The organism is Streptomyces sp. NPDC025806 (assembly GCF_055558275.1).
Genome location: NZ_JBVHMU010000002.1, coordinates 426,837 through 444,444 on the forward strand (window position 1 = coordinate 426,837; position 17,608 = coordinate 444,444).

Below are 17,608 nucleotides of genomic sequence, written 5' to 3' on the forward strand. Positions count from 1 at the left end.
CCTGACGGACCCTCAAGTTCCTGTGGTGGCAGCAGTGATGAGGTATGCGAACGCGCAACCTGGACGCTGGATCCAACCCTGCCCGTCGACCTCGCCGGCCGCTGGCGATAATCGACCGATGAGCTCCATCGAACGCCCCATCCCGCCCCTGAACGTCGACGAGCGCACCACGCTCGAGAACTGGCTCGACTTCCACCGCACCACACTCGCCATGAAGTGCGAGGGCCTGGACGACCAGCAGGCCGCCACCAGGTCCGTGCCGCCATCCGACTTCACGCTCATCGGCCTGGTCCAGCACATGGCGGAAGTGGAGCGGAACTGGTTCCGCCGCGTGTTCGCCGGGGAAGCGGCCCCGCCCATCTACGACCCCCAGGCCGACCCCTCCGCCCCCGACGGCGGCTTCGAACTGGCCGAGGGCGCCACCCTGCACGGCGCGCTCACCACCTGGCAGGCGGAGATCGCCCACGCCCGCGCACGCTGCGCCGACCGCGCCCTGACGGACACCGGCCGCTTCATGGACCAGGACGTCAACCTCCGCTGGATCTACGTCCACATGATCGAGGAGTACGCCCGCCACAACGGGCACGCGGACCTGCTGCGCGAACGCATCGACGGTGCCACCGGCGCGTAACCCCCGAGCAGGAACAGCCCACCCTGCCGTCGCCTTCGTCGTCGGCAGGGACGGCTTCGCCGCCGCACGATCATCCTCAGGGCCCATGAGACCGGTGGCGCCTTCCCCTGCGGAGCGGATCCGGTTCCGTCCGGGGGTCGACGCTTCGGCGGGCGCGGGCTGTGACCGTTGGTATCGCTCGACCGAGCGACATCCGACGGCCCCAGGAGCCCGTATGACCGCCCACCACGCCACCGCACAGGCCCCGGCCAAGGGGCTGCGCGCCGCCTGGAAACGCGCGCACGCCCCGGTGCCCGGCGTCCCCCGCTGGGCCCGGATCGCGGCCTACGCCATCCCCTTCACCGTGCTGCCCTCCGGCGTGTGGCGGATCATGACCGTCGTCTTCCACATCGGCGACGACGGCCCGCACGGTGCGGGTCAGCTCCCGTCATGGCTGCCGGGTCCGGTCTACATCGTCGCCCTGTCCGTCTTCTCCGAACTGCTGGCCTTCACCGCGATCGGGCTGGTCGCCGCGTGGGGAGAGGTCCTCCCGCGCTGGATTCCACTGCTCGGCGGGCGCAGAGTGCCGCCGCTCGCGGCCGTCCTGCCAGCCGCACTCGGCGCCACGATCCTCACGGCACTGTGGACCACCGCCTTCGTCACCTCGCTGTCCGGACTCACCATCCGAGGTGACCAACTCCCCAGCGACTACCCCACGAAGACGATGCACGGCTGGGAACTCGCCTTCTTCAACGTGACCTACGCGCCCCTCCTCCTGTGGGGACCCCTGCTGGCAGCGGTCTGCTTCGCGTACCGGCGCAGGCGCGCCACCACGCGCACCGACACACCCTGACCAACCGGGCACGCGGGGACCGGAGTTCGCCGCAGGTCCGCAAGGTCTAGGCTCACCCTCCATGATCTTGCTGAGTGACCCCCAAGTGGCCGAGATCCCCGTCCGGGACTGCGGCGAGCCTCTCGTAGAGATCGCCTCTGCACGGGAGATCGCACTGGACTCCCGGGAGCGGGACGAGGAAGGGGCGTACGGCCGGGTCAGGTCCGGTGTGCTCGCCCGTCTGCGGGCGGCTTCCGAGAAGCTTCCCGACGGCGTTCGGTTCCTCGTCGTGGAAGGGCATCGCAGCAGCACCGAGCAGGCACGGCGGTTCGCCCTCTACGAGGACCGCCTGCGCGGCTCGGGCATCACCGACCCTGGCGACCTGCGGCGCCGGGCGAGCGCCTTCGTCTCCCCGGTCGAGGTGGCCCCGCACTGTGCCGGGGCGGCCCTCGACCTGACGCTCGTCGATGCCGACGGCGTGGAGCTGGACATGGGCGGCGCCGTCAACGGCCACCGCACCGGAGACGAGAAGTACTGCCCGCTCGACGCCCCGGGGCTGTCCGACGCAGCACGCGACCACCGTGCTCTCCTGGCCCGGACCATGGCCGACGCCGGCTTCGTCAACTACCCCACCGAGTGGTGGCACTGGTCCTACGGCGACCGCTACTGGGCACTGATGACCAAGGCCGACAGCGCCCTCTACGGACCCGCCTGACCGCGCGCCTTCAGCCGGACCCGGCGACCAGTGCCTCGCCCAGCGGGGTGCGCCGGTAGAGCACCGACCGTCCGGACCGGGCGCGGACGAGCAGCCCCGCGCCCCGCAGGATGGCGAGGTGGTCTCCGACGGCGCCGGGCGCCATGGCGAGGCTCCGGGCGAGGTGGCTGGTACTGGCCGGGGCGTCCAGCGCCAGCAGCAGCCGCGCCCGGGCCCGGCCGACCAGAGCGGTCAGCGCGTCCGGGTGGGGGACGCTCTCCTGCTCGCCCCACAGGGCCGCGGTGCCGCGGGCTCGGTAGATCAAGGACCGGGGCCAGGGATCCTCCAGGTGGGCGCCGACATCCCCGACGAAGACCGAAGGGATGAGCAGGAGCCCGTCGCCGGCGAGGCGGACCGTTCCACCGCGGAAGAAGTCGATCTCGAGGCCCCCGGCACGCCATTCGATGCCCGGGTGCAGGCTCTCGACGGCCGTGGCCCACCCGTGTTCGCCGATCACCCCCACCCGGTGCACGACATCGCGCTCACAGACCGCGCGCAGTTGCGGCCAGTCCGCGGCGAGCAGCTCGTGCCACGCCTGATCCATCACCTCCGCGATCCGGGACACGGCGTCCGTCGAGTCCAGCACCGCGCGCACGCGCGGATCACGGGCGGACGGTCCGCCCGCGGAGGTGAGGCATTCGTGGCGGGCCGCTTCCAGCGGTGTGGCCCGGATCGTGGCCAGGTCATCCGCCCAGGTCTGGTTGAGGCCGCGCGGCGGTGGGGCGACGAAGTTCGGTCCGCCTCGCGGGGTCTGCAGGGCGAGGAAGGCGTCCAGTTCGCTCTCGCGGCGCAGCCGTTCGAAGACCGGCAGGAGCCGGGTGGCCCAGGCCCGCGGCAGTGGCCGGCCCTGGCCGGCGAGCGAGCGCAGCAGCAGGCAGAGGTCCAGCGCGGGCGACAGCGCGAAGCGGCTGCGCAGCAGGTCGTCGAGGGAGACTTCGAAGCGCAGCATTCCGCCATGCTAGCGGGGGACGTCCCCTTGGATTCGTGCACCGACGAATCATTGGTGAGTGGTGTGGCCCCACGGAGAGGCTGCGCGGCATGACCGCAACCGCCGAACCCGCGCAGGGCGACCACCGCGCCACCTATCGGCAGGTGCTGTCCGAGCCGCGGTTCCGGCTGCTCTTCACGACCCGCACGGTCGCGATCACGGCGGACGCGCTGCGGATCACCACGTTCTCGGTCCTGGTCTTCGCGGCCACCGGCTCCGCGCCGCTGAGTGCCCTGGCCTTCGGGATCGGCTTCCTCCCGCAGCTGTTCGGCTCGCTGCTGCTGGGCTCACTGGCCGACCGGCTGCCGCCCCGCGCGCTCATCGCCGGTGGCCACGCCTCGGCGTGCGCCGCCGCTCTGCTGCTCGCGCTGGTCCGGATGCCGACCGCGGCGGCCCTCGGCGTCGTGGCACTGATCGCCCTCGTCACACCGGTGTGCAGTGGCGCGTCGGCCCGGCTCGTCGCGCAGTGGCTGGAGGGCGACGCGTACGTACTGGGCCGTTCACTGAACAACATCGCCGGCTCCGGCGCGCAACTGCTCGGTCTGGCACTGGGAGGCGCGACCGTCGCCGCGCTCGGCCCGCACCGCTCGCTCGCGGTGAGCGCCGCCCTCTACCTCGCCTGCGCGCTCGCCGTCCGCCTGCGACTCCCTCGACCGGAAGCGGGACGGTCCGGCGGCACGCCCCGCGGCGACGGCGGGGCGGTCCGGACCAGTCTGTACGGTGCCGGACTGCTGCTGCGCGGGCCCGCGGTCCGGCGACTGATGCTGGCCCAGTGGCTGCCGCCCGCGTTCGTGGCGGGCGCGGAAGGCCTGATCGTCGCCTACGCGGGAGGACGCGGCTTCGCGGCCGGCTGGTACGCCGTGCTGATGGCCTGCCTGCCGGTCGGCATGCTCGTCGGCGACGTGCTCGTGGGTCGACTGCTGCGGCCGTCCACCCGTGAGCGCGTCGTCGTGCCGCTGACCGCCCTGATGGGACTGCCGTTGCTCGGTTTCGCCACCGAGCCCGGAGTCGGCGCCTCGTCGTGTCTGCTGCTGCTCTGCGGCTCCGGATTCGCCTACGGTCTCGGGCTGCAACGGCCGTTCCTGGACGCCTTGCCGCCGGAGGGTCAGGGTCAGGCCTTCGGTCTGCTCGGTTCCGGAGGCATGACGCTGCAGGGCGTCGGACCGGCGTGCTTCGGGGTGGTGGCCGCGGGGGTCGGAACAGGCGGGGCGATGGCCCTGGCGGGCGGCGCGGCAGCACTGGCCGGCGGCTGGATCCTCACCTGGCACCGGCCCGCGTCCCCGAAGCCCGTACGGGATCTTGAAACCACGCACACCTCACGGAAGGCGCACACCGCATGATCGACGCGTTCGCGAAGGACCACCTGCACGGCAGACTGCGGCGGGACCGCGAGGCGCTGCTGTGGAAACTCGACGGCTTGTCCGAGTACGACGTCCGCCGACCTCTCACAGCGACCGGGACCAACCTCCTCGGCCTGGTCAAACACGTGGCGACCGTCGAGGCTCGCTACCTCGGCGAGGTCTTCGACCGCCCCTCCCCGGAACCGCTGGGCCGGTGGCAGGACTCCGACGGGAGCGACCAGTGGGCGGCCGAGGACGAGACCCGGGAACAGATCATCGGGTTCTACCGGCGCACCTGGGAACACTCGGACGCGACGATCGACGAGCTTTCCCTGGACGCCCACGGCCATGTGCCGTGGTGGTCGGAGCCCGCGCCCAACACGAACCTGTTCGCCGTCGTCCTCCACGTCCTGAGCGAGACCGTCCGGCACGCCGGGCACGCCGACATCCTGCGCGAGAGCGTCGACGGCCGGACCGGGCTGCGCGCCGAACACGAGAGGCGGATCGACGAGGAGGCCCGGGCCGCCCACCGCGCGAAGATCGAGCGGGCCGCCAGATCCGCCGCCTCCGTCAAGGCTTAGCCGGACCGGTCGGCGGGGCCGATGCCGAGGGGGGCATCCCCGTTCGGAGATGCCCCCACGGGACAGCGCGCCGGTACAGCAGGGAGCCGCGTCTCAGGCCTGACTCCTTGTCGACGCCTTGTCCTTGCTCAGGCAGGCGGTCAGAGGGAGACGCTGACGCCGAAGTCGCGGTACTGGCCGACCGCACCGAGGACCTGGTCCTGAACGGCTCCGGCCTGCGCCAGGAGCGACGCGTCGCTGACGGCCTGGGGGCCGGCCACGACGGAGGCGTGCGGGGCCACGCCGCCGGAGACGGTGTCGAGGTCGGCGTCGGTGAGCTCGACGGTCTGAAGCTGGTGAGCGGAGTTCATTTCGGTACTTCCCTTTCGCATGGATGATCCACAAGAGGGGGGTGGCCCCGCTGGGGACTGCGGGCCTCGACCGCAGGAACGACGACGTCCGTCCGTGGGCGCCGGCGCTCCGGGGGGAGCGGTGCCGTGGATCAAACCACGCGGCCCGCGGAAGAGCTAACGAACAGCCGCTCCGGCCCGGGCTGTTCGACGTCCGGGCGGCACACTCGCGTGGACCCGAACACGGATCCGGGCCGACTTCTCCACATCGTCGGCGGCGGAACGGGGCAACCGCGCGGCCCAGCGCGTTCACGAAAGGGACAATCGAGAGATAGGAGGCGACCCGCGTGCGCGCCGAGGTCCGTCACGGCGGGTCCGTATCGACCTTGCGGAGCATGAGTGCAGATCTGCCGAACGAGGACCGGGCGCCGTCACGATCCGATCTGATAACGGCCCACGGCCATCTTGATGAGCTCGTCGGCGATCTGCTCGACCGTCGCGTCGACCCAGCCGACGACCCAGTCGTGCATGAGGCCGTTCACCGCTCCGATGTAGGCCGGGCCGGCGATGCGGTAGTCGTCCGGCGGAATCTCGCCCCGCTCCAGGGCGTCGTCGACCAGCCGGCCCAGCAGGTCGATCCAGACCGCACGGCGGTGCAGGCGCTGGCGGTCCAGGCGGGGGCTGACACCGACGATCTCGACGTAGGCGATCCGGGCGTGGCGCGGATCGGAGGCGGCGCCCTCGACGTAGGCGCGGAGCATCAGTTCGAGCCGCTCGCGCACCGGCTTGTCCTCGATCGCGGGCAGGACGTCGAGCACGGCCTGTTCGGCCACGGCGTTGACGTACAGGTGCAGTTCCGCGAGCAGGTCTTCCAACGTGCGGAACTCTTCATAGAACTGACGGCTCGACAGGCCGGCCGCCTTGCACAGATCGGCGATCCGGGTGCCCCGGTAGCCGTGGACCGCGCCGAACAACTCCAGACCCGCGTCCATGAAACGACGGCGCCGCTCGGCCTGGCGCTCGGACGCGTCCCTGCCTCCGTACCGGCCTGCCGCCGGTGGAATCCTGCCTGCCACGGTGCCTCCATCAGGTGATCCCGAGAATCCTCCCGCACCGGCCTTGCGGTGTACCCCACCCCTCCCTACCATCCAGTAACCGGAGTCCGAACATGCCGATGTTCAGACTTGCGGAGGGTTCCGCGCACGGCTCACGAGGCTGACCGGAACCCCGGCCGGTCATGCCCAGCGCCTTCGTCACCGCCCGGCAGCGGACCGGAACGACTCGGTGCTCCTGCCCCTCCGCGGAATTCCACCTTTGGGAGAGAGCAAGCATGCACGCTGCGCGTACCCATGCCCCGACAGCCCCCGCACGCGGGAGAACCCGCTCGGGGCGGCGCCGTCTGCGGAACATCGCCGGCGCCGCCGTTCTGGCCGCCGGTGTCGTCGTGCCCCTCTCGGTGAGCTCGGCCGAGGCCGCGCCCGCCCTGCGCGAGGTGATGTTCGTCGGGAACAACTGGGACGGCACCGCCGACGTCATCAACCCCCGCGGCGACTTCACCAGGATCGGCCGGGTCAATGTCGTCCCCGACAAGTCCGAGCGACTGGCCGCCATCTACCTCAACCCCGTCAACCTGGCCGTCTACCTCGGGATCCGGGCCACCGCGGGCGAGGGGCACGACCAGCTCGTCGACGACCTGTACTCCACCCCCGACGGCCGCTCCCTGGTCGCCTCACGGCCCAGCTTCGGCGACGTCGTCTCCATCGACCTGACCACCGGCAAGGTGAACTGGCGGTTCGCGGTCGCGGGTTACCGCTCCGATCACATGGCGGTGTCCCCGGACGGCACCAAAGTCGCGGTCTCCGCCTCGCTCGGCAAGGTCGTGTACGTCCTGGACATCGAAACCGGTCGTCGGCTGGGCACGTTCGCCGCCGGCGACAAGCCGCACGAGAACGTGTGGACCGAGGGCGGCCGGTACATCTGGAACATGTCCATCGGCAACGTGGAGACCGCCCTCGACGACCCGCTCATGGACTGGACGAAGGGCGACCGCCGCATCACCGTCGTCGACGCGAACACCTTCGAGGTCGTCCGGACGATCGACATGCGCGCCCGCCTGGACGCCTTCGGCCGCAAGGACCTGTCCAACGCGGTCCGCCCCGCGGTCTTCAGCCCCGACTTCTCCAAGCTGTACTTCCAGGTCTCCTACTTCAACGGCTTCCTGGAGTACGACGTCGCCACCGACAAGATCACCCGGGTCAAGACCCTGCCCGAGAACCCGGCCACCAGTGACGACCGCACCACCTTCGTCAACGACTCGCGCCACCACGGCATGTCCATGAATCCCGACGGCAGCAAACTGTGCATCGCGGGCACCATGGACGACTACGCGACCGTCGTCGACCGGGGAACCCTCCAGGAAGGCCCGCTCGTCCCCGCGTCCAAGCCCTACTGGGCCACCGTCAGCGGTGACGGCCGCGCCTGCGTCATCTCCGAGAGCGGCGCCGATCAGGTGACCGCCATCGACTTCGCCACGGGGCGGAAGGTGACCTCCGTTCCGGTCGGCGACCACCCGCAGCGCGTACGGATCGCCCATGTCCCCGCCGACTGGACCAGCCCCACGGGCTGACCCGGCCGCAGTCGTCGTCAGGGTCGGTGGAGGGCCTCGGTGAGGCGGTCCGCCGCGTGGACGGCGGCCTCCGCGAGCCGGGCGCCGGGGTGGCGGGTGAGGCGTTGGAGCGGGCCGGTGACCGTGACGGCGGCCACGACACGGCGGCCCGGGTCGCGCACCGGAGCCGAGACGGAGGCCATGCCGGGTTCACGTTCGCCGATCGACTGGGCCCACCCCCGGCGCCGTACCCCGCTGAGCGTCCTGGCCGTGAAGTGAGCCCCTTGCAGGCCGTGGTGGTAGCGCTCGGGTTCCTCCCAGGCCAGCAGGACCTGGGCGGCGGAGCCGACCTTCATGGGGAACGCGGAACCGACGGGCACGGTGTCGCGCAGACCCGCGGTCCGTTCTGCGGCGGCGACGCAGACACGCACGTCCCCCTGCCGACGGTAGAGCTGAGCGCTCTCGCCGGTCCTGTCGCGCAGGGCGGTGAGGACCGGGCCCGCAGAGGTCAGCAGGAGGTCCTCGCCCGACGCGGCCGAGAGTTCGGCGAGCCAGGGGCCGAGGACGAAGCGGCCCTGAAGGTCCCGGCCGACCAGCCGGTGGCGTTCGAGGGCCGTGGCGAGCCGGTGGGCGGTGGGCCGGGACAGGCCCGTCGAGGCGACCAGCCCCGCGAGCGTGGCGGGCCCCGACGCCAGCGCATCCAGGATCACCGCGGTCTTGTCGAGCACGCCGACACCGCTGGAAATATCGGATATGTCCATGAAAAGAGCTACTCCAGTCTCGGGCCGCGACCGAGAATCCGGTCGCGGAGACCTCGCTCGGGCGAGGGAGGGGGTGATCAGCGAGGAAGGACCGAAGAGGTCGGCCGATGTGCCGCGGTGATCGCGAGACGGGTATGCGGAAGGCCCGGGGCGGAAAGAGCCGGGGCGAAGGTCAGCACAGAGAGCACCGTGTCTCCTCATCTTTTCCCGCGCCACGTTGGCGCGAGCCGGAGTTGGCACTGATCCCGACGGCACGGCGCGCAGATGGAGCACCGAGTCGAACGGGGAGTTGCCGGGGCTTCGTAGGGCCGGTCCCTCCACCCCTCTGGATGATTCGCGAAGACCATAGCAAGACTCCGGAGGCCACCTGCCGACGGCCACCACGGATCCGGCGGGCGAGCCCGGTCGGGGCGCCGTCGCCGACCCTGTACGGGACGGGCCCGCCCCTATGATCGCGCCATGGCGATGACAGGGCTGGACGACCGGGTGACGACGGCGGAGAACTACCGCCGCTTCGCCGAGAACGAGGCGGCGGGACGATCCCCCGCCTACGAGACGCTGGCCCTCGCGGTGGCGTCCGACCCGGAGGTGCTGGGTTTCCTGAGCACCCTCCCCGCCGACAAACGCCAGCCGAACCTGCTGTTTGCCGCGGCCCGTCACCTGCTGCGCGCGGCCCCCGACGCGGACACACTGCGGGAGTTGGCCAGCGCACAGGGCGGGCGACTGCGGGCGACGATGCTGACCCGGCGCACCCAGACCAACGAACCGGGCCGCTGCGCGACCCTCCTGCCCGCCCTGGCCACGCTCGACGGGCCCCTCGCCCTGATCGAGGTAGGGGCGAGCGCCGGACTGTGCCTGCACGCCGACCGGTACTCCTACGACTACGGCCACACACACCTGACCGGCGGCGACCCCCAGGCGCCGACCCTGCGGTGCCGGGCGGAGGGCCCGCACCCGGAACTGCGGATGCCCGAGGTGGCATGGGCGGCCGGGATCGACCTCAACCCGCTCGATCCGTCGGATCCCGAGGACCGGTCCTGGCTGGAGTGCCTGGTGTGGCCGGGGCAGACGGCCCGCCGTGAACGGCTCGTGTCCGCCCTGGAGACCGCGCGGCGCCGCCCCTTGCCCGTCCACGAGGGAGACCTGTTCGCAGCACTGCCGGGTCTCGTCCGGCAGGCCCCTCGGGACGCCCGGGTCGTCGTGTTCCACTCGGCGGTGCTGGCCTACGTGCCACCGCGGGTCCGCGCCGACTTCGCGGAGCTGACCCGCGAGCTCGGCGTCGTGTGGATCGCGAACGAGGCGCCCGGCGTGGTCGCCGACGTCGAGCCGCCCCGGTTCGAGACCTCGCCTTTCGTGCTCACCGTCGACGGCGCACCCGTCGCGTTCACGCACCCGCACGGCGACTGGATCCACTGGATGTAGCACGGACAGGCGCGCCCAGGCCGGCGTCGGCGGACCTGCCTCGGCGCACGCAGGTCATACCCAGGCCTCAGCGGTCACTCACCCGGCGGGGGGAGGGAGATCGTTCCGCCGGCAGACGCTGCCCGGAGCGGTGACTGCGACGGTCCGTACATGACCAGTGGTGAACCGACGACGGAGGCGCTCCGGAGCGCCTGGTGGCAGAGATGGCCGCTCTGGGTGGCCCGGACGACGACGGTGTGGGCGACGCTGTACGCCGGCTTCGGCCTCGCCTGCACGCTGAGCGGCACCTCTCTGAGCTACCACGGGGGTGCCTCCGCGGCGCCCGGGCTGGGGTGGGCAGTTGTGGCGGTGGGTGCGCTCGCCGCGGCGGTCAGCGGGGCGGTGGTCCGGTACGGGCTGCGGCCGGCGCTGCGGGTACTGCTCTGGGTGACCTGCGGGCTGGCGGTGATCACCGCGTTCAGCCTGCTGATGGATGTGATCACGCTGATGTTCGGTCAGGGGGTGGACAGCGAGGTCTCCGCCGCGAACAAGGCCCTGGCGGCGGTGGGGGCGGTCGTGCTGGCGGCCACGGCCCGGTCCGACCGCCCGCCGTCCGGCGGCGCTGCCGTGCCGGCGCCCGTCGCCGCGCCGAGGCCCGTCCAACTCGCCGCCTGGGCGGGGACATCGGCCTTCGTCCCGTATGTGGTGATGAAGCTGGTCTGGGCGACCGGCGGCACGTTCGCGGGGATCACCAAGGAGGAGATGCTCGCCGTCTCGGAGCGGAACGGCGCCTCGGGGATCTTCCTCACCCTGGAGTCCTGGGGCCTGGACCCCACCGCGCTGCTGGCTCTGCTCGGCGTCTTCCTGATCTGGGGCCTGGCCCGCCCGTGGGGACAGGTCTTCCCGCGCTGGACTCCGTTCCTGCGCGGCCGGCGGGTGCCGCGCTGGCTCCCGCTCACCCCGGCTCTGCTCGGCGCCGCCACGCTCGCCCCGTACGGCGCTCTCGGGGTCGGCTACCTGACCCTGGCCACGGCCGGCGTGGTGACGATACGGCGCGGAGATTTCCACTCCTCGGGGGACGCGCTGCTGGTCGGCTGGATCGGCATGGCCGCCTTCGCCGTCTACGGCATCGCCCTGATCGTCGTTGCCCGCTCGTACTGGCTTCGGACCCGTCCCGCACGCCGGTAGACGTCACCCCGCCCGCCGCGCCCTGACGGGTGCGGCGGGCGCGGCGCGTGAGGCGTCAGGCGACCGAGAGGAGGTCGACCACGAAGACCAGGGTCTCGCCCGGCTTGATGGCCGGAGACGGCGAGCGGTCGCCGTACGCCAGGTGCGGTGGGATGACCAGCTTCCGGCGGCCGCCGACCTTCATGCCCCGTACGCCCATGTCCCAGCCCGTGATGACCTGCTTGCTGCCCAGAGTGAACTCGAAGGCCTGGTCGCGGTTCCACGAGGCGTCGAACTCCTCGCCGGTGGAGTGGGACACCCCCACATAGTGGACCGACACCGTCGAGCCCTTGGTGGCCTCGGCCCCGTCCCCGACCACCACGTCCTCGATGTGCAGGTTGGGGGACGGCCGCCCCGCGGGGGTGTCGATCGTCGGTCGCTCAAGGGTCATGGCCCGCTCCTCGCTCTCGTCGCCGGCCGATCCGCAGTCGGTCGGCATGCCTGGGTGATCACTCTCCCACGCCGAGCGCGGCCGGCAGGTCGTCGGTCGTGGTGTGCCCGTCTCTGTCCGCGGAGGCCTTCTTTTCCTTCTGCTTGCCTTGCTGGTGATGTCTTGCCGCAGCCTTGGCGACGCTTTGACGGGCGGCGTCCTCCCCGGCGCTAGCGTTCCCGCCATGTCGCGTCTGCAGCCGAACCCCCCACGCCCCAGCACGATCCGTGCCCTCCCGTACCGCAAGCCCACCCGGGGCCGGGACTACTGGATCCTGGACGACGTCCTGCCGGATCCCGACGCCGTACGGGCGCGCATGCTCGAACGGGACGACTGGGTGGAGGGCTACCCGCACAAGCGCGAGCCGTGGCCGGGACTGCGCACGATGCCAGGGCTCGAACCGGCCGAGCTGGCACATGTGGAGAGACTGGTGCGCAGGACGACAGGGGCTCAGAAGATCTGGGCCGTGGATCCCGCCGGCGGCGGGACCTTCAACCACAACTGCGTGCAGGTCGTCGGCAAGGGCGAGTGCGAACCCCGCCCGCACACCGACTCCCGGAGCCTGTGCCGCTACGCGGCGGTCCTGTACCTCAGTCCGAACCTGCCCAAGGACTGCGGGACCAGCTTCTACCGCCAGAGCCTGCCCGGCGGCGCGGTCGGCGGCAACCAGGTGCTCGCCCCGCACAACAACCTGGTCGACGCGCTGGGCACCCGCTTCGTGCCGGAGGACTCCTTCACGGAGGACCTGCGCGTACCGCCCCGCTACAACCGTCTGCTGCTGTACTCGGCCAACCTCATCCACACCGCGACCAGTTACGCGGGCACCACCTTGGAGGACAAGCGGATGACAGCCGTCTTCTTCTGGATGGCTCAGTAAAAGACGCGCGTCCGGTACAGCACGCACTGGCGCAGCGGGCCTTCGGGCACGCTCGGATCCTCGAAGTCGTCGGCCGGGTCGCGGCTCATGCCGATCCGACGCATGACCGCCTGGGAACGAAGGTTGGCGACGGTGGTCGACGCCACGACTTCCGGCAGGCCGAGCGACTCGAAGCCGAAGGCCAAGCAGGCACGGGCGGCCTCGGTGGCGTAGCCGTGGCCCCATGCCGAACGCGCGAGACGCCACCCGATGTCCACCCCGGTGAACGGCATGTCCGCGCCGACCTCGTCCAGGCCGACGCGGCCGATGAATCCGCCGGTCTCCCGTGCTTCCAGAGCCCACCACCCGAAGCCTCGCTCGTCGAACGCGGCCTGCATGTCCGCCACCGTGGCATCGCTCTGCGGCCGCGTGAGCAGCTCCCCGAGGTGCTCTCGGACTTCGGGATCGGCATTCATCGCCGCCCACGGCTCGAGGTCGGACTCCCGCCACCGGCGGAGCAGAAGACGTTCGGTTCGCAACTCTGGCATGCGCCCAGCCAACCCGGCCGAGGCCAGGCTGTCGAACGGATATGCCGGCCGCGGGTCACACCGGTCCGGAGGGCGGGTCCGCATGTGTCGGTGCGGACGGTGTATACGTTTCGGCAGCACAGCCGACGCGACGACATGGACGTGAGAGTGATGACCGACCCGACACCGACGCTCAGCGAGGAACACGACCGCCTGTGCCGTGAACTGGGATCCATCGCGGTCGACTACCCCTCCGACGACCCCGTCAGGACGCTCGGTCGACTCGTCGCCGATGCCGGCGACGCCCTGGCTCGCCGTACCACCGCGCAGGGCGACCTGGAGCGCACCGGGTACCTCGTCCTGCTGTACGCCATGTCCTGGTACGTCGAGGCGCGCCTGCCCGATCAGGAGGACCTGATCAGCGCGTACGCACGGGTCCTGAGGGGCTTTCAGCGGACCTTCGCCGAGGCGCCCGCGTGCGGCTGCCCGGAAGGCGAGCACCCGGCGCGTCCGGAACCGGAGGGCGCGGCCGAACTCGGCGTCCACCTCCTGACCGAGGACGGTCGCGCCCTCTACACCGAGGAAGAGGAACCGGAGGAGGATCTCGCGGTCTACGACTGCGAGTTGTACCTGTCGGATCTGGCGACCCAGGCCGCGTACCAGCTGCCCCAGCCGGCCTGACCCCGGACGGCCGGGGCTGTGGAGCGACGCTGTCGGGCACCGGTCATCCGCAGGGGTCAGCCGTCATCGGCCGGTGCGGGGGAGTGGCGTTCGGCCTTGGCCGCGGAGCTGCGCACGGCGAGGAGTGCCACGCCGACGTCGGCCGCGGTCCGGGGGTCGGAGAGGGACCGGCCCGTCAACTCCTCGACGCGGCGCAGGCGGTAGCGGACCGTGTTGGGGTGGACGAAGAGGCTCTGCGCGGCGCCGCCGGCCGATCCACCGGCGGCGAACCAGTGCTCCACCGTCCGCAGGAGGCGTGAGCGCTCCGCCGCGGGCAGCCCGAGCACCGGCCCCAGAACCGCCCGCGTCAGGTGAGCGGCCTCCGTGGGTGCGGCAGCGACGACCATCGCCAGCGGATCGTCGTCGAACCGGACCACCCCGGGGCTCGTGCCCTGGGCGGACAGAGCCAGGCGGGCGAAGCGCAGCGCCTGCGGCAACTCCGCCAGGGACGGGAAGAGCGGACTGAAGCCCACCCGCGCGGCGGACCGGCGCAGGACGCGCAGGCACGTCTTCTCCGATGTCTTGGCCGGCAGGGCGATCAGGGCAAGGTGCTGGTCGGGCAAGGTCTCCCAGACGGAAGGCAGGTTCGCTCGGAGCAAGGCCGCCTCCGTCTCGGCGAGTGACGCGCCGGTTCCCGCGACAGCCTCCGCGACGGCCACCGCGTACGGTCCGTGCTCCGGCAGCCCCAGCTCGCGCGCCGTTTCCCAGAGTGTGCGGTCGGTGGTGACGCCCGCGAACAGTGACGTCACCAGAGCCGAGCGCCTCGCCTGCATGCGGGAGGTCAGCTCGGTGGACGCCTCTCGGTACGCCGTCGCCACCGCCTCCGCGAGCAGACCGAACAGGGACCAGAAGCGCGCGGACTCCGACACCAGATGGTCGTCGGAGACCTCCGGGTGCCTCCGCGCCTCCGCGAGAAGCTCCGTCCACAGCAATTCGGTGCCGATCCGGTACGCGTGCAGGGTGTCCGCCAGCGGCACGCCCTGTTCGGCGCGGGCCCGCCCGGTCTGCCGGGCCGAACTCACGTCGAGGGTGCCCCCGTGCCACAGATGGTTGAGGACGAGATCCGCGTTGGCGGCGCAGGAGCGGGACAACGACTGCGGGGTGATCAGCGACTCGTCGTTGTAGGAAGCCACGTCCGCGCGGATCCGCTCGCCCATGCGCTCGCCCAGTTCCGGAAGCCGGGACCGGAGAGCTGCGGCCACACCTGAAAGCAACATCTGTGCAGCTTAATGCCCCTGGATTGTTCCGGGGGACAAGGATGAGGATCGGATGCTGTCCGCGGGCCCATAGGGGGTGGACCGGGTCCGACGGCAAGATGTCGACGATGTAAACATCTTGCGTTCCATGTAACGGAGGCGGGTCATGGCCAATCTGGCAGCGTTCCTCGAGGAGACGGCACAGCGGCATCCCGAGCGCTCCGCGCTGCTGCTGGGCGAGCAGCTCGTCACCTACCGGGAGCTGAACGAGCGCAGTGCCCGTGCCGCCGCCCTCCTCCAGGCCGACGGGGTCCGGCCGGGGGACCGGGTCGCCCTCATGCTGCCCAACGTGCCCGAGTTCGTCGTCCTCTACTACGCGGCCCTGCGCGCCGGCGCGGTCGTGGTCCCGATGAACCCCCTCCTGAAGACGCGCGAGGTGGAGTTCCACCTCGCCGATTCAGGTGCGGTGCGGCTCTTCGAATGGCACCAGGCGCCGGGCGAGGGCGCGCAGGGCGCGGCTGCCGCCGGCGTGCGGCACACCACGGTGGAACCCGCCGCGTTCGCCGCGGCCCTGACCGCGCACGAGCCGTCGTGGGACGTGGCGGAAGCCGGGGGCGAGGACATGGCCGTCCTCCTGTACACCTCCGGCACGACCGGCCGCCCCAAGGGGGCCGTTCTCACGCATGCCGGACTGCGGCACAACACCGAGGTCAACGGCATCCACATCCAGCACCTGGTGCCCGAGGACGTGGTGGTCGGCTGCCTGCCGTTGTTCCACATCTTCGGGCAGGTCTGCACCATGAGCGCGGCCGTCCGCAGCGGCGCGACCCTCGTCCTGATCCCCAGGTTCGACCCCCACGCCGTCCTGGACGCCATCGCCCGCGAGCGCGCCACGGTGTTCGAGGGGGTGCCGACCATGTACGCCGCGCTCCTGCAGAGCCCGTCCGCCGCCGACGTCTCGACCCTGCGCATGTGCATCTCCGGCGGAGCGTCCCTGCCGGTGGAGATCCTCCAGCGCTTCGAGCAGCGCTTCGGCTGTCAGGTGCTCGAAGGCTTCGGCATGTCCGAGACCAGCCCCGTGGTCACGTTCAACCACCCCGACCGGCCGCGCAAGGCCGGCTCCATCGGCACGCCCATCCGGGACGTGGAAGTACGGCTTCTCGACGCCGAGGGCAACGACGTTCCCGCGGGAGAGATCGGCGAGCTCGCGGTGCGCGGCCCCAACGTGATGAAGGGCTACTGGAACCGTCCGCAGGAGACCGAGGCCGCGATCCCCGACGGCTGGCTCCGCAGCGGAGACCTCGCCCGCGCGGACGAGGACGGATACCTGTACATCGTCGACCGCAAGAAGGACATGATCATTCGCGGTGGCTACAACGTCTACCCGCGGGAGATCGAGGAAGTGCTCCACGAGCACCCCTCCGTGGCCATGGCGGCGGTGCTCGGCGTGCCCCACGCCGAACTTGGCGAGGAGGTCACCGCGGTGGTCGTGCTGCGCGCTGACGCGCACGCCGCGCCGGACGAGCTGAGGGAGTACGTCAAGGAGCGCGTGGCCGCGTACAAGTACCCGCGTCAGGTGTGGATCGTGGACCAGCTTCCGCTGGGGCCCAGCGGCAAGATCCTCAAGCGGGAGATCGCTGTGCCGTCGGTCTGACCGCACGGCAGATCGGGGGCTCCGCCGTCACTGGAACAGGGTGCCCGTGGCGGCCCCGATGTCCCGCTTGCGGCGGAAGTAGTCATTGATGATGACGCGGAAGCGGTCGGCGTCCGGGCGTGCCCAGTTGCGCATGAGTTCGCAGCCGAAGGCGAGCGAGGTGATCGGCTGCGCGCCGGCCTGCACCATCCGTTCGACGGCGGTCGTGTGCGTCACGGGGGAGACACCGCCGACGGCGTCGATGACGGGGTACACCTCGTAGCCCTCACGGAGCATGTCCAGGGTGGGGAACGCCAGGCAGACCTCGGTCCACAGGCCCGCCATGACGATCTTCTTCCGGCCGGTGGCCTCGACGGCGGCGCGGAAGTCCCCGTCCTCCCACGCGTTGACCCCAGTGCGGTCGATCTCGGGTACGGAGGGCAGTTCACGCGCGAGTTCGGGAACGGTGGCCTGGTTGACGCCCATGTCGACCGCGACGGTGGAGAGCACGGTCGGGATCGCGTACGCGTGGGCGAGCTTGGCCAGCGTGACGGCTCCGAGATCGATCTCCGCGCGGTCGGCGGACCCGATGGTGGCGTACTGGCCTTCCTGGTAGTCGATGAGGACCACGGCGCAGTTGTCCGGCGTGAGCAGGTGGTCCCTCACGGTGTCCCTGACGGGTTCAGGGACGGTTTTGTCGTGCGCGGGGTCAACGGTCATTTCGAGCCTCCTTCTCCTGCTCGGAGGCGGTGTGCGCTGAGCTTCGAAGACCCTGCCCATTATCCAGAAATGCGAATATCGCGCGCATGCGCGCCCCG

General features: G+C 71.3%; 19 protein-coding genes and 1 riboswitch. Of the genes, 11 read left to right on the forward strand and 8 right to left on the reverse strand.

The window, feature by feature from the left end; genetic code table 11:
- Window positions 1-118 precede the first annotated feature (118 nt).
- From ACZ4E1_RS05565 to ACZ4E1_RS05575, 3 genes are all read left to right on the forward strand, one after another.
- Entirely contained in the window at window positions 119-631 is a 513-nt protein-coding gene (locus ACZ4E1_RS05565; RefSeq protein ID WP_467536114.1) for a DinB family protein, read from the forward strand.
- Between the two features lie 214 nt (window positions 632-845).
- The gene (locus ACZ4E1_RS05570) at window positions 846-1,463 is read left to right on the forward strand and encodes a hypothetical protein (protein WP_467536116.1); all 618 of its coding nucleotides are present in this window, start codon (window positions 846-848) and stop codon (window positions 1,461-1,463) included.
- 61 nt (window positions 1,464-1,524) lie between these two features.
- Window positions 1,525-2,157: a M15 family metallopeptidase gene (locus ACZ4E1_RS05575; protein WP_467536118.1), complete on the forward strand. Its 633-nt coding sequence runs from the start codon at window positions 1,525-1,527 to the stop codon at window positions 2,155-2,157.
- Between the two features lie 10 nt (window positions 2,158-2,167).
- Here ACZ4E1_RS05575 and ACZ4E1_RS05580 read toward each other — a convergent pair whose 3' ends face one another.
- Window positions 2,168-3,145, reverse strand: a complete 978-nt coding sequence (locus ACZ4E1_RS05580; protein WP_467536121.1) for an ArsR/SmtB family transcription factor — start codon at window positions 3,143-3,145, stop codon at window positions 2,168-2,170.
- Window positions 3,146-3,234: 89 nt separating this feature from the next.
- Between ACZ4E1_RS05580 and ACZ4E1_RS05585 the strand changes: the two genes are divergently transcribed.
- Together ACZ4E1_RS05585 and ACZ4E1_RS05590 are read left to right on the forward strand one after the other, a co-directional pair.
- Window positions 3,235-4,524, forward strand: coding sequence for an MFS transporter (locus ACZ4E1_RS05585; protein ID WP_467536122.1), 1,290 nt, complete (start codon window positions 3,235-3,237; stop codon window positions 4,522-4,524).
- A complete protein-coding gene (locus ACZ4E1_RS05590) occupies window positions 4,521-5,105 on the forward strand; it encodes a DinB family protein (RefSeq protein WP_467536124.1) in 585 nt (194 codons plus the stop codon). Before ACZ4E1_RS05585 ends, ACZ4E1_RS05590 begins: the two co-directional genes overlap by 4 nt.
- A gap of 140 nt (window positions 5,106-5,245) precedes the next feature.
- Here ACZ4E1_RS05590 and ACZ4E1_RS05595 read toward each other — a convergent pair whose 3' ends face one another.
- The gene (locus tag ACZ4E1_RS05595; RefSeq protein WP_467536126.1) at window positions 5,246-5,455 is read right to left on the reverse strand and encodes a class IIb bacteriocin, lactobin A/cerein 7B family; all 210 of its coding nucleotides are present in this window, start codon (window positions 5,453-5,455) and stop codon (window positions 5,246-5,248) included.
- 410 nt (window positions 5,456-5,865) lie between these two features.
- A complete protein-coding gene (locus ACZ4E1_RS05600; RefSeq protein WP_467536128.1) occupies window positions 5,866-6,510 on the reverse strand; it encodes a TetR/AcrR family transcriptional regulator in 645 nt (214 codons plus the stop codon).
- A 254-nt stretch (window positions 6,511-6,764) separates the two neighbouring features.
- Between ACZ4E1_RS05600 and ACZ4E1_RS05605 the strand changes: the two genes are divergently transcribed.
- Window positions 6,765-8,060, forward strand: coding sequence for a YncE family protein (locus ACZ4E1_RS05605; protein ID WP_467536130.1), 1,296 nt, complete (start codon window positions 6,765-6,767; stop codon window positions 8,058-8,060).
- Window positions 8,061-8,077: 17 nt separating this feature from the next.
- On the opposite strand, the gene ACZ4E1_RS05610 is transcribed toward ACZ4E1_RS05605, so the two are convergent.
- Window positions 8,078-8,800, reverse strand: a complete 723-nt coding sequence (locus ACZ4E1_RS05610) for an IclR family transcriptional regulator (RefSeq protein ID WP_467536132.1) — start codon at window positions 8,798-8,800, stop codon at window positions 8,078-8,080.
- Window positions 8,801-8,994: 194 nt separating this feature from the next.
- Window positions 8,995-9,136, reverse strand: a riboswitch (SAM riboswitch).
- Window positions 9,137-9,259: 123 nt separating this feature from the next.
- Between ACZ4E1_RS05610 and ACZ4E1_RS05615 the strand changes: the two genes are divergently transcribed.
- Window positions 9,260-10,222: a DUF2332 domain-containing protein gene (locus ACZ4E1_RS05615; protein WP_467536134.1), complete on the forward strand. Its 963-nt coding sequence runs from the start codon at window positions 9,260-9,262 to the stop codon at window positions 10,220-10,222.
- A 150-nt stretch (window positions 10,223-10,372) separates the two neighbouring features.
- Window positions 10,373-11,389, forward strand: coding sequence for a hypothetical protein (locus ACZ4E1_RS05620; protein WP_467536137.1), 1,017 nt, complete (start codon window positions 10,373-10,375; stop codon window positions 11,387-11,389).
- A 55-nt stretch (window positions 11,390-11,444) separates the two neighbouring features.
- Here ACZ4E1_RS05620 and ACZ4E1_RS05625 read toward each other — a convergent pair whose 3' ends face one another.
- Window positions 11,445-11,819, reverse strand: coding sequence for an FKBP-type peptidyl-prolyl cis-trans isomerase (locus ACZ4E1_RS05625; RefSeq protein ID WP_467536140.1), 375 nt, complete (start codon window positions 11,817-11,819; stop codon window positions 11,445-11,447).
- 223 nt (window positions 11,820-12,042) lie between these two features.
- On the opposite strand from ACZ4E1_RS05625, the gene ACZ4E1_RS05630 reads away from it, so the two are divergent.
- Complete coding sequence (locus ACZ4E1_RS05630; RefSeq protein ID WP_467536142.1) at window positions 12,043-12,735, forward strand: DUF6445 family protein; 693 nt, start codon at window positions 12,043-12,045, stop codon at window positions 12,733-12,735.
- Here ACZ4E1_RS05630 and ACZ4E1_RS05635 read toward each other — a convergent pair.
- A complete protein-coding gene (locus ACZ4E1_RS05635; protein ID WP_467536144.1) occupies window positions 12,729-13,262 on the reverse strand; it encodes a GNAT family N-acetyltransferase in 534 nt (177 codons plus the stop codon). The genes ACZ4E1_RS05630 and ACZ4E1_RS05635 overlap by 7 nt on opposite strands.
- A gap of 150 nt (window positions 13,263-13,412) precedes the next feature.
- Between ACZ4E1_RS05635 and ACZ4E1_RS05640 the strand changes: the two genes are divergently transcribed.
- Complete coding sequence (locus tag ACZ4E1_RS05640; protein WP_467536145.1) at window positions 13,413-13,922, forward strand: hypothetical protein; 510 nt, start codon at window positions 13,413-13,415, stop codon at window positions 13,920-13,922.
- Between the two features lie 56 nt (window positions 13,923-13,978).
- On the opposite strand, the gene ACZ4E1_RS05645 is transcribed toward ACZ4E1_RS05640, so the two are convergent.
- A complete protein-coding gene (locus ACZ4E1_RS05645; protein WP_467536146.1) occupies window positions 13,979-15,163 on the reverse strand; it encodes a PucR family transcriptional regulator in 1,185 nt (394 codons plus the stop codon).
- Between the two features lie 160 nt (window positions 15,164-15,323).
- Here ACZ4E1_RS05645 and ACZ4E1_RS05650 point away from each other — a divergent pair, with 160 nt between their 5' ends.
- Complete coding sequence (locus ACZ4E1_RS05650) at window positions 15,324-16,811, forward strand: long-chain-fatty-acid--CoA ligase (protein ID WP_467536147.1); 1,488 nt, start codon at window positions 15,324-15,326, stop codon at window positions 16,809-16,811.
- 27 nt (window positions 16,812-16,838) lie between these two features.
- Here the strand turns inward: ACZ4E1_RS05650 and ACZ4E1_RS05655 are convergent, their stop codons facing one another.
- Entirely contained in the window at window positions 16,839-17,510 is a 672-nt protein-coding gene (locus ACZ4E1_RS05655) for a hydrolase (RefSeq protein WP_467536148.1), read from the reverse strand.
- Between the last annotated feature and the right edge of the window lie 98 nt (window positions 17,511-17,608).

Excerpts from the sequence above, each read along its gene's own strand:
- ACZ4E1_RS05655 (WP_467536148.1), bottom strand. The coding sequence starts at position 17,510 with ATGACCGTTGACCCCGCGCACGACAAAACCGTCCCTGAACCCGTCAGG.
- ACZ4E1_RS05625 (WP_467536140.1), bottom strand. The coding sequence starts at position 11,819 with ATGACCCTTGAGCGACCGACGATCGACACCCCCGCGGGGCGGCCGTCC.
- ACZ4E1_RS05575 (WP_467536118.1), top strand. The coding sequence starts at position 1,525 with ATGATCTTGCTGAGTGACCCCCAAGTGGCCGAGATCCCCGTCCGGGAC.
- ACZ4E1_RS05610 (WP_467536132.1), bottom strand. The coding sequence starts at position 8,800 with ATGGACATATCCGATATTTCCAGCGGTGTCGGCGTGCTCGACAAGACC.
- ACZ4E1_RS05605 (WP_467536130.1), top strand. The coding sequence starts at position 6,765 with ATGCACGCTGCGCGTACCCATGCCCCGACAGCCCCCGCACGCGGGAGA.
- ACZ4E1_RS05590 (WP_467536124.1), top strand. The coding sequence starts at position 4,521 with ATGATCGACGCGTTCGCGAAGGACCACCTGCACGGCAGACTGCGGCGG.
- ACZ4E1_RS05630 (WP_467536142.1), top strand. The coding sequence starts at position 12,043 with ATGTCGCGTCTGCAGCCGAACCCCCCACGCCCCAGCACGATCCGTGCC.
- ACZ4E1_RS05650 (WP_467536147.1), top strand. The coding sequence starts at position 15,324 with ATGGCCAATCTGGCAGCGTTCCTCGAGGAGACGGCACAGCGGCATCCC.
- ACZ4E1_RS05565 (WP_467536114.1), top strand. The coding sequence starts at position 119 with ATGAGCTCCATCGAACGCCCCATCCCGCCCCTGAACGTCGACGAGCGC.
- ACZ4E1_RS05570 (WP_467536116.1), top strand. The coding sequence starts at position 846 with ATGACCGCCCACCACGCCACCGCACAGGCCCCGGCCAAGGGGCTGCGC.
- ACZ4E1_RS05580 (WP_467536121.1), bottom strand. The coding sequence starts at position 3,145 with ATGCTGCGCTTCGAAGTCTCCCTCGACGACCTGCTGCGCAGCCGCTTC.
- ACZ4E1_RS05615 (WP_467536134.1), top strand. The coding sequence starts at position 9,260 with ATGGCGATGACAGGGCTGGACGACCGGGTGACGACGGCGGAGAACTAC.
- ACZ4E1_RS05585 (WP_467536122.1), top strand. The coding sequence starts at position 3,235 with ATGACCGCAACCGCCGAACCCGCGCAGGGCGACCACCGCGCCACCTAT.
- ACZ4E1_RS05635 (WP_467536144.1), bottom strand. The coding sequence starts at position 13,262 with ATGCCAGAGTTGCGAACCGAACGTCTTCTGCTCCGCCGGTGGCGGGAG.
- ACZ4E1_RS05640 (WP_467536145.1), top strand. The coding sequence starts at position 13,413 with ATGACCGACCCGACACCGACGCTCAGCGAGGAACACGACCGCCTGTGC.
- ACZ4E1_RS05620 (WP_467536137.1), top strand. The coding sequence starts at position 10,373 with ATGACCAGTGGTGAACCGACGACGGAGGCGCTCCGGAGCGCCTGGTGG.
- ACZ4E1_RS05595 (WP_467536126.1), bottom strand. The coding sequence starts at position 5,455 with ATGAACTCCGCTCACCAGCTTCAGACCGTCGAGCTCACCGACGCCGAC.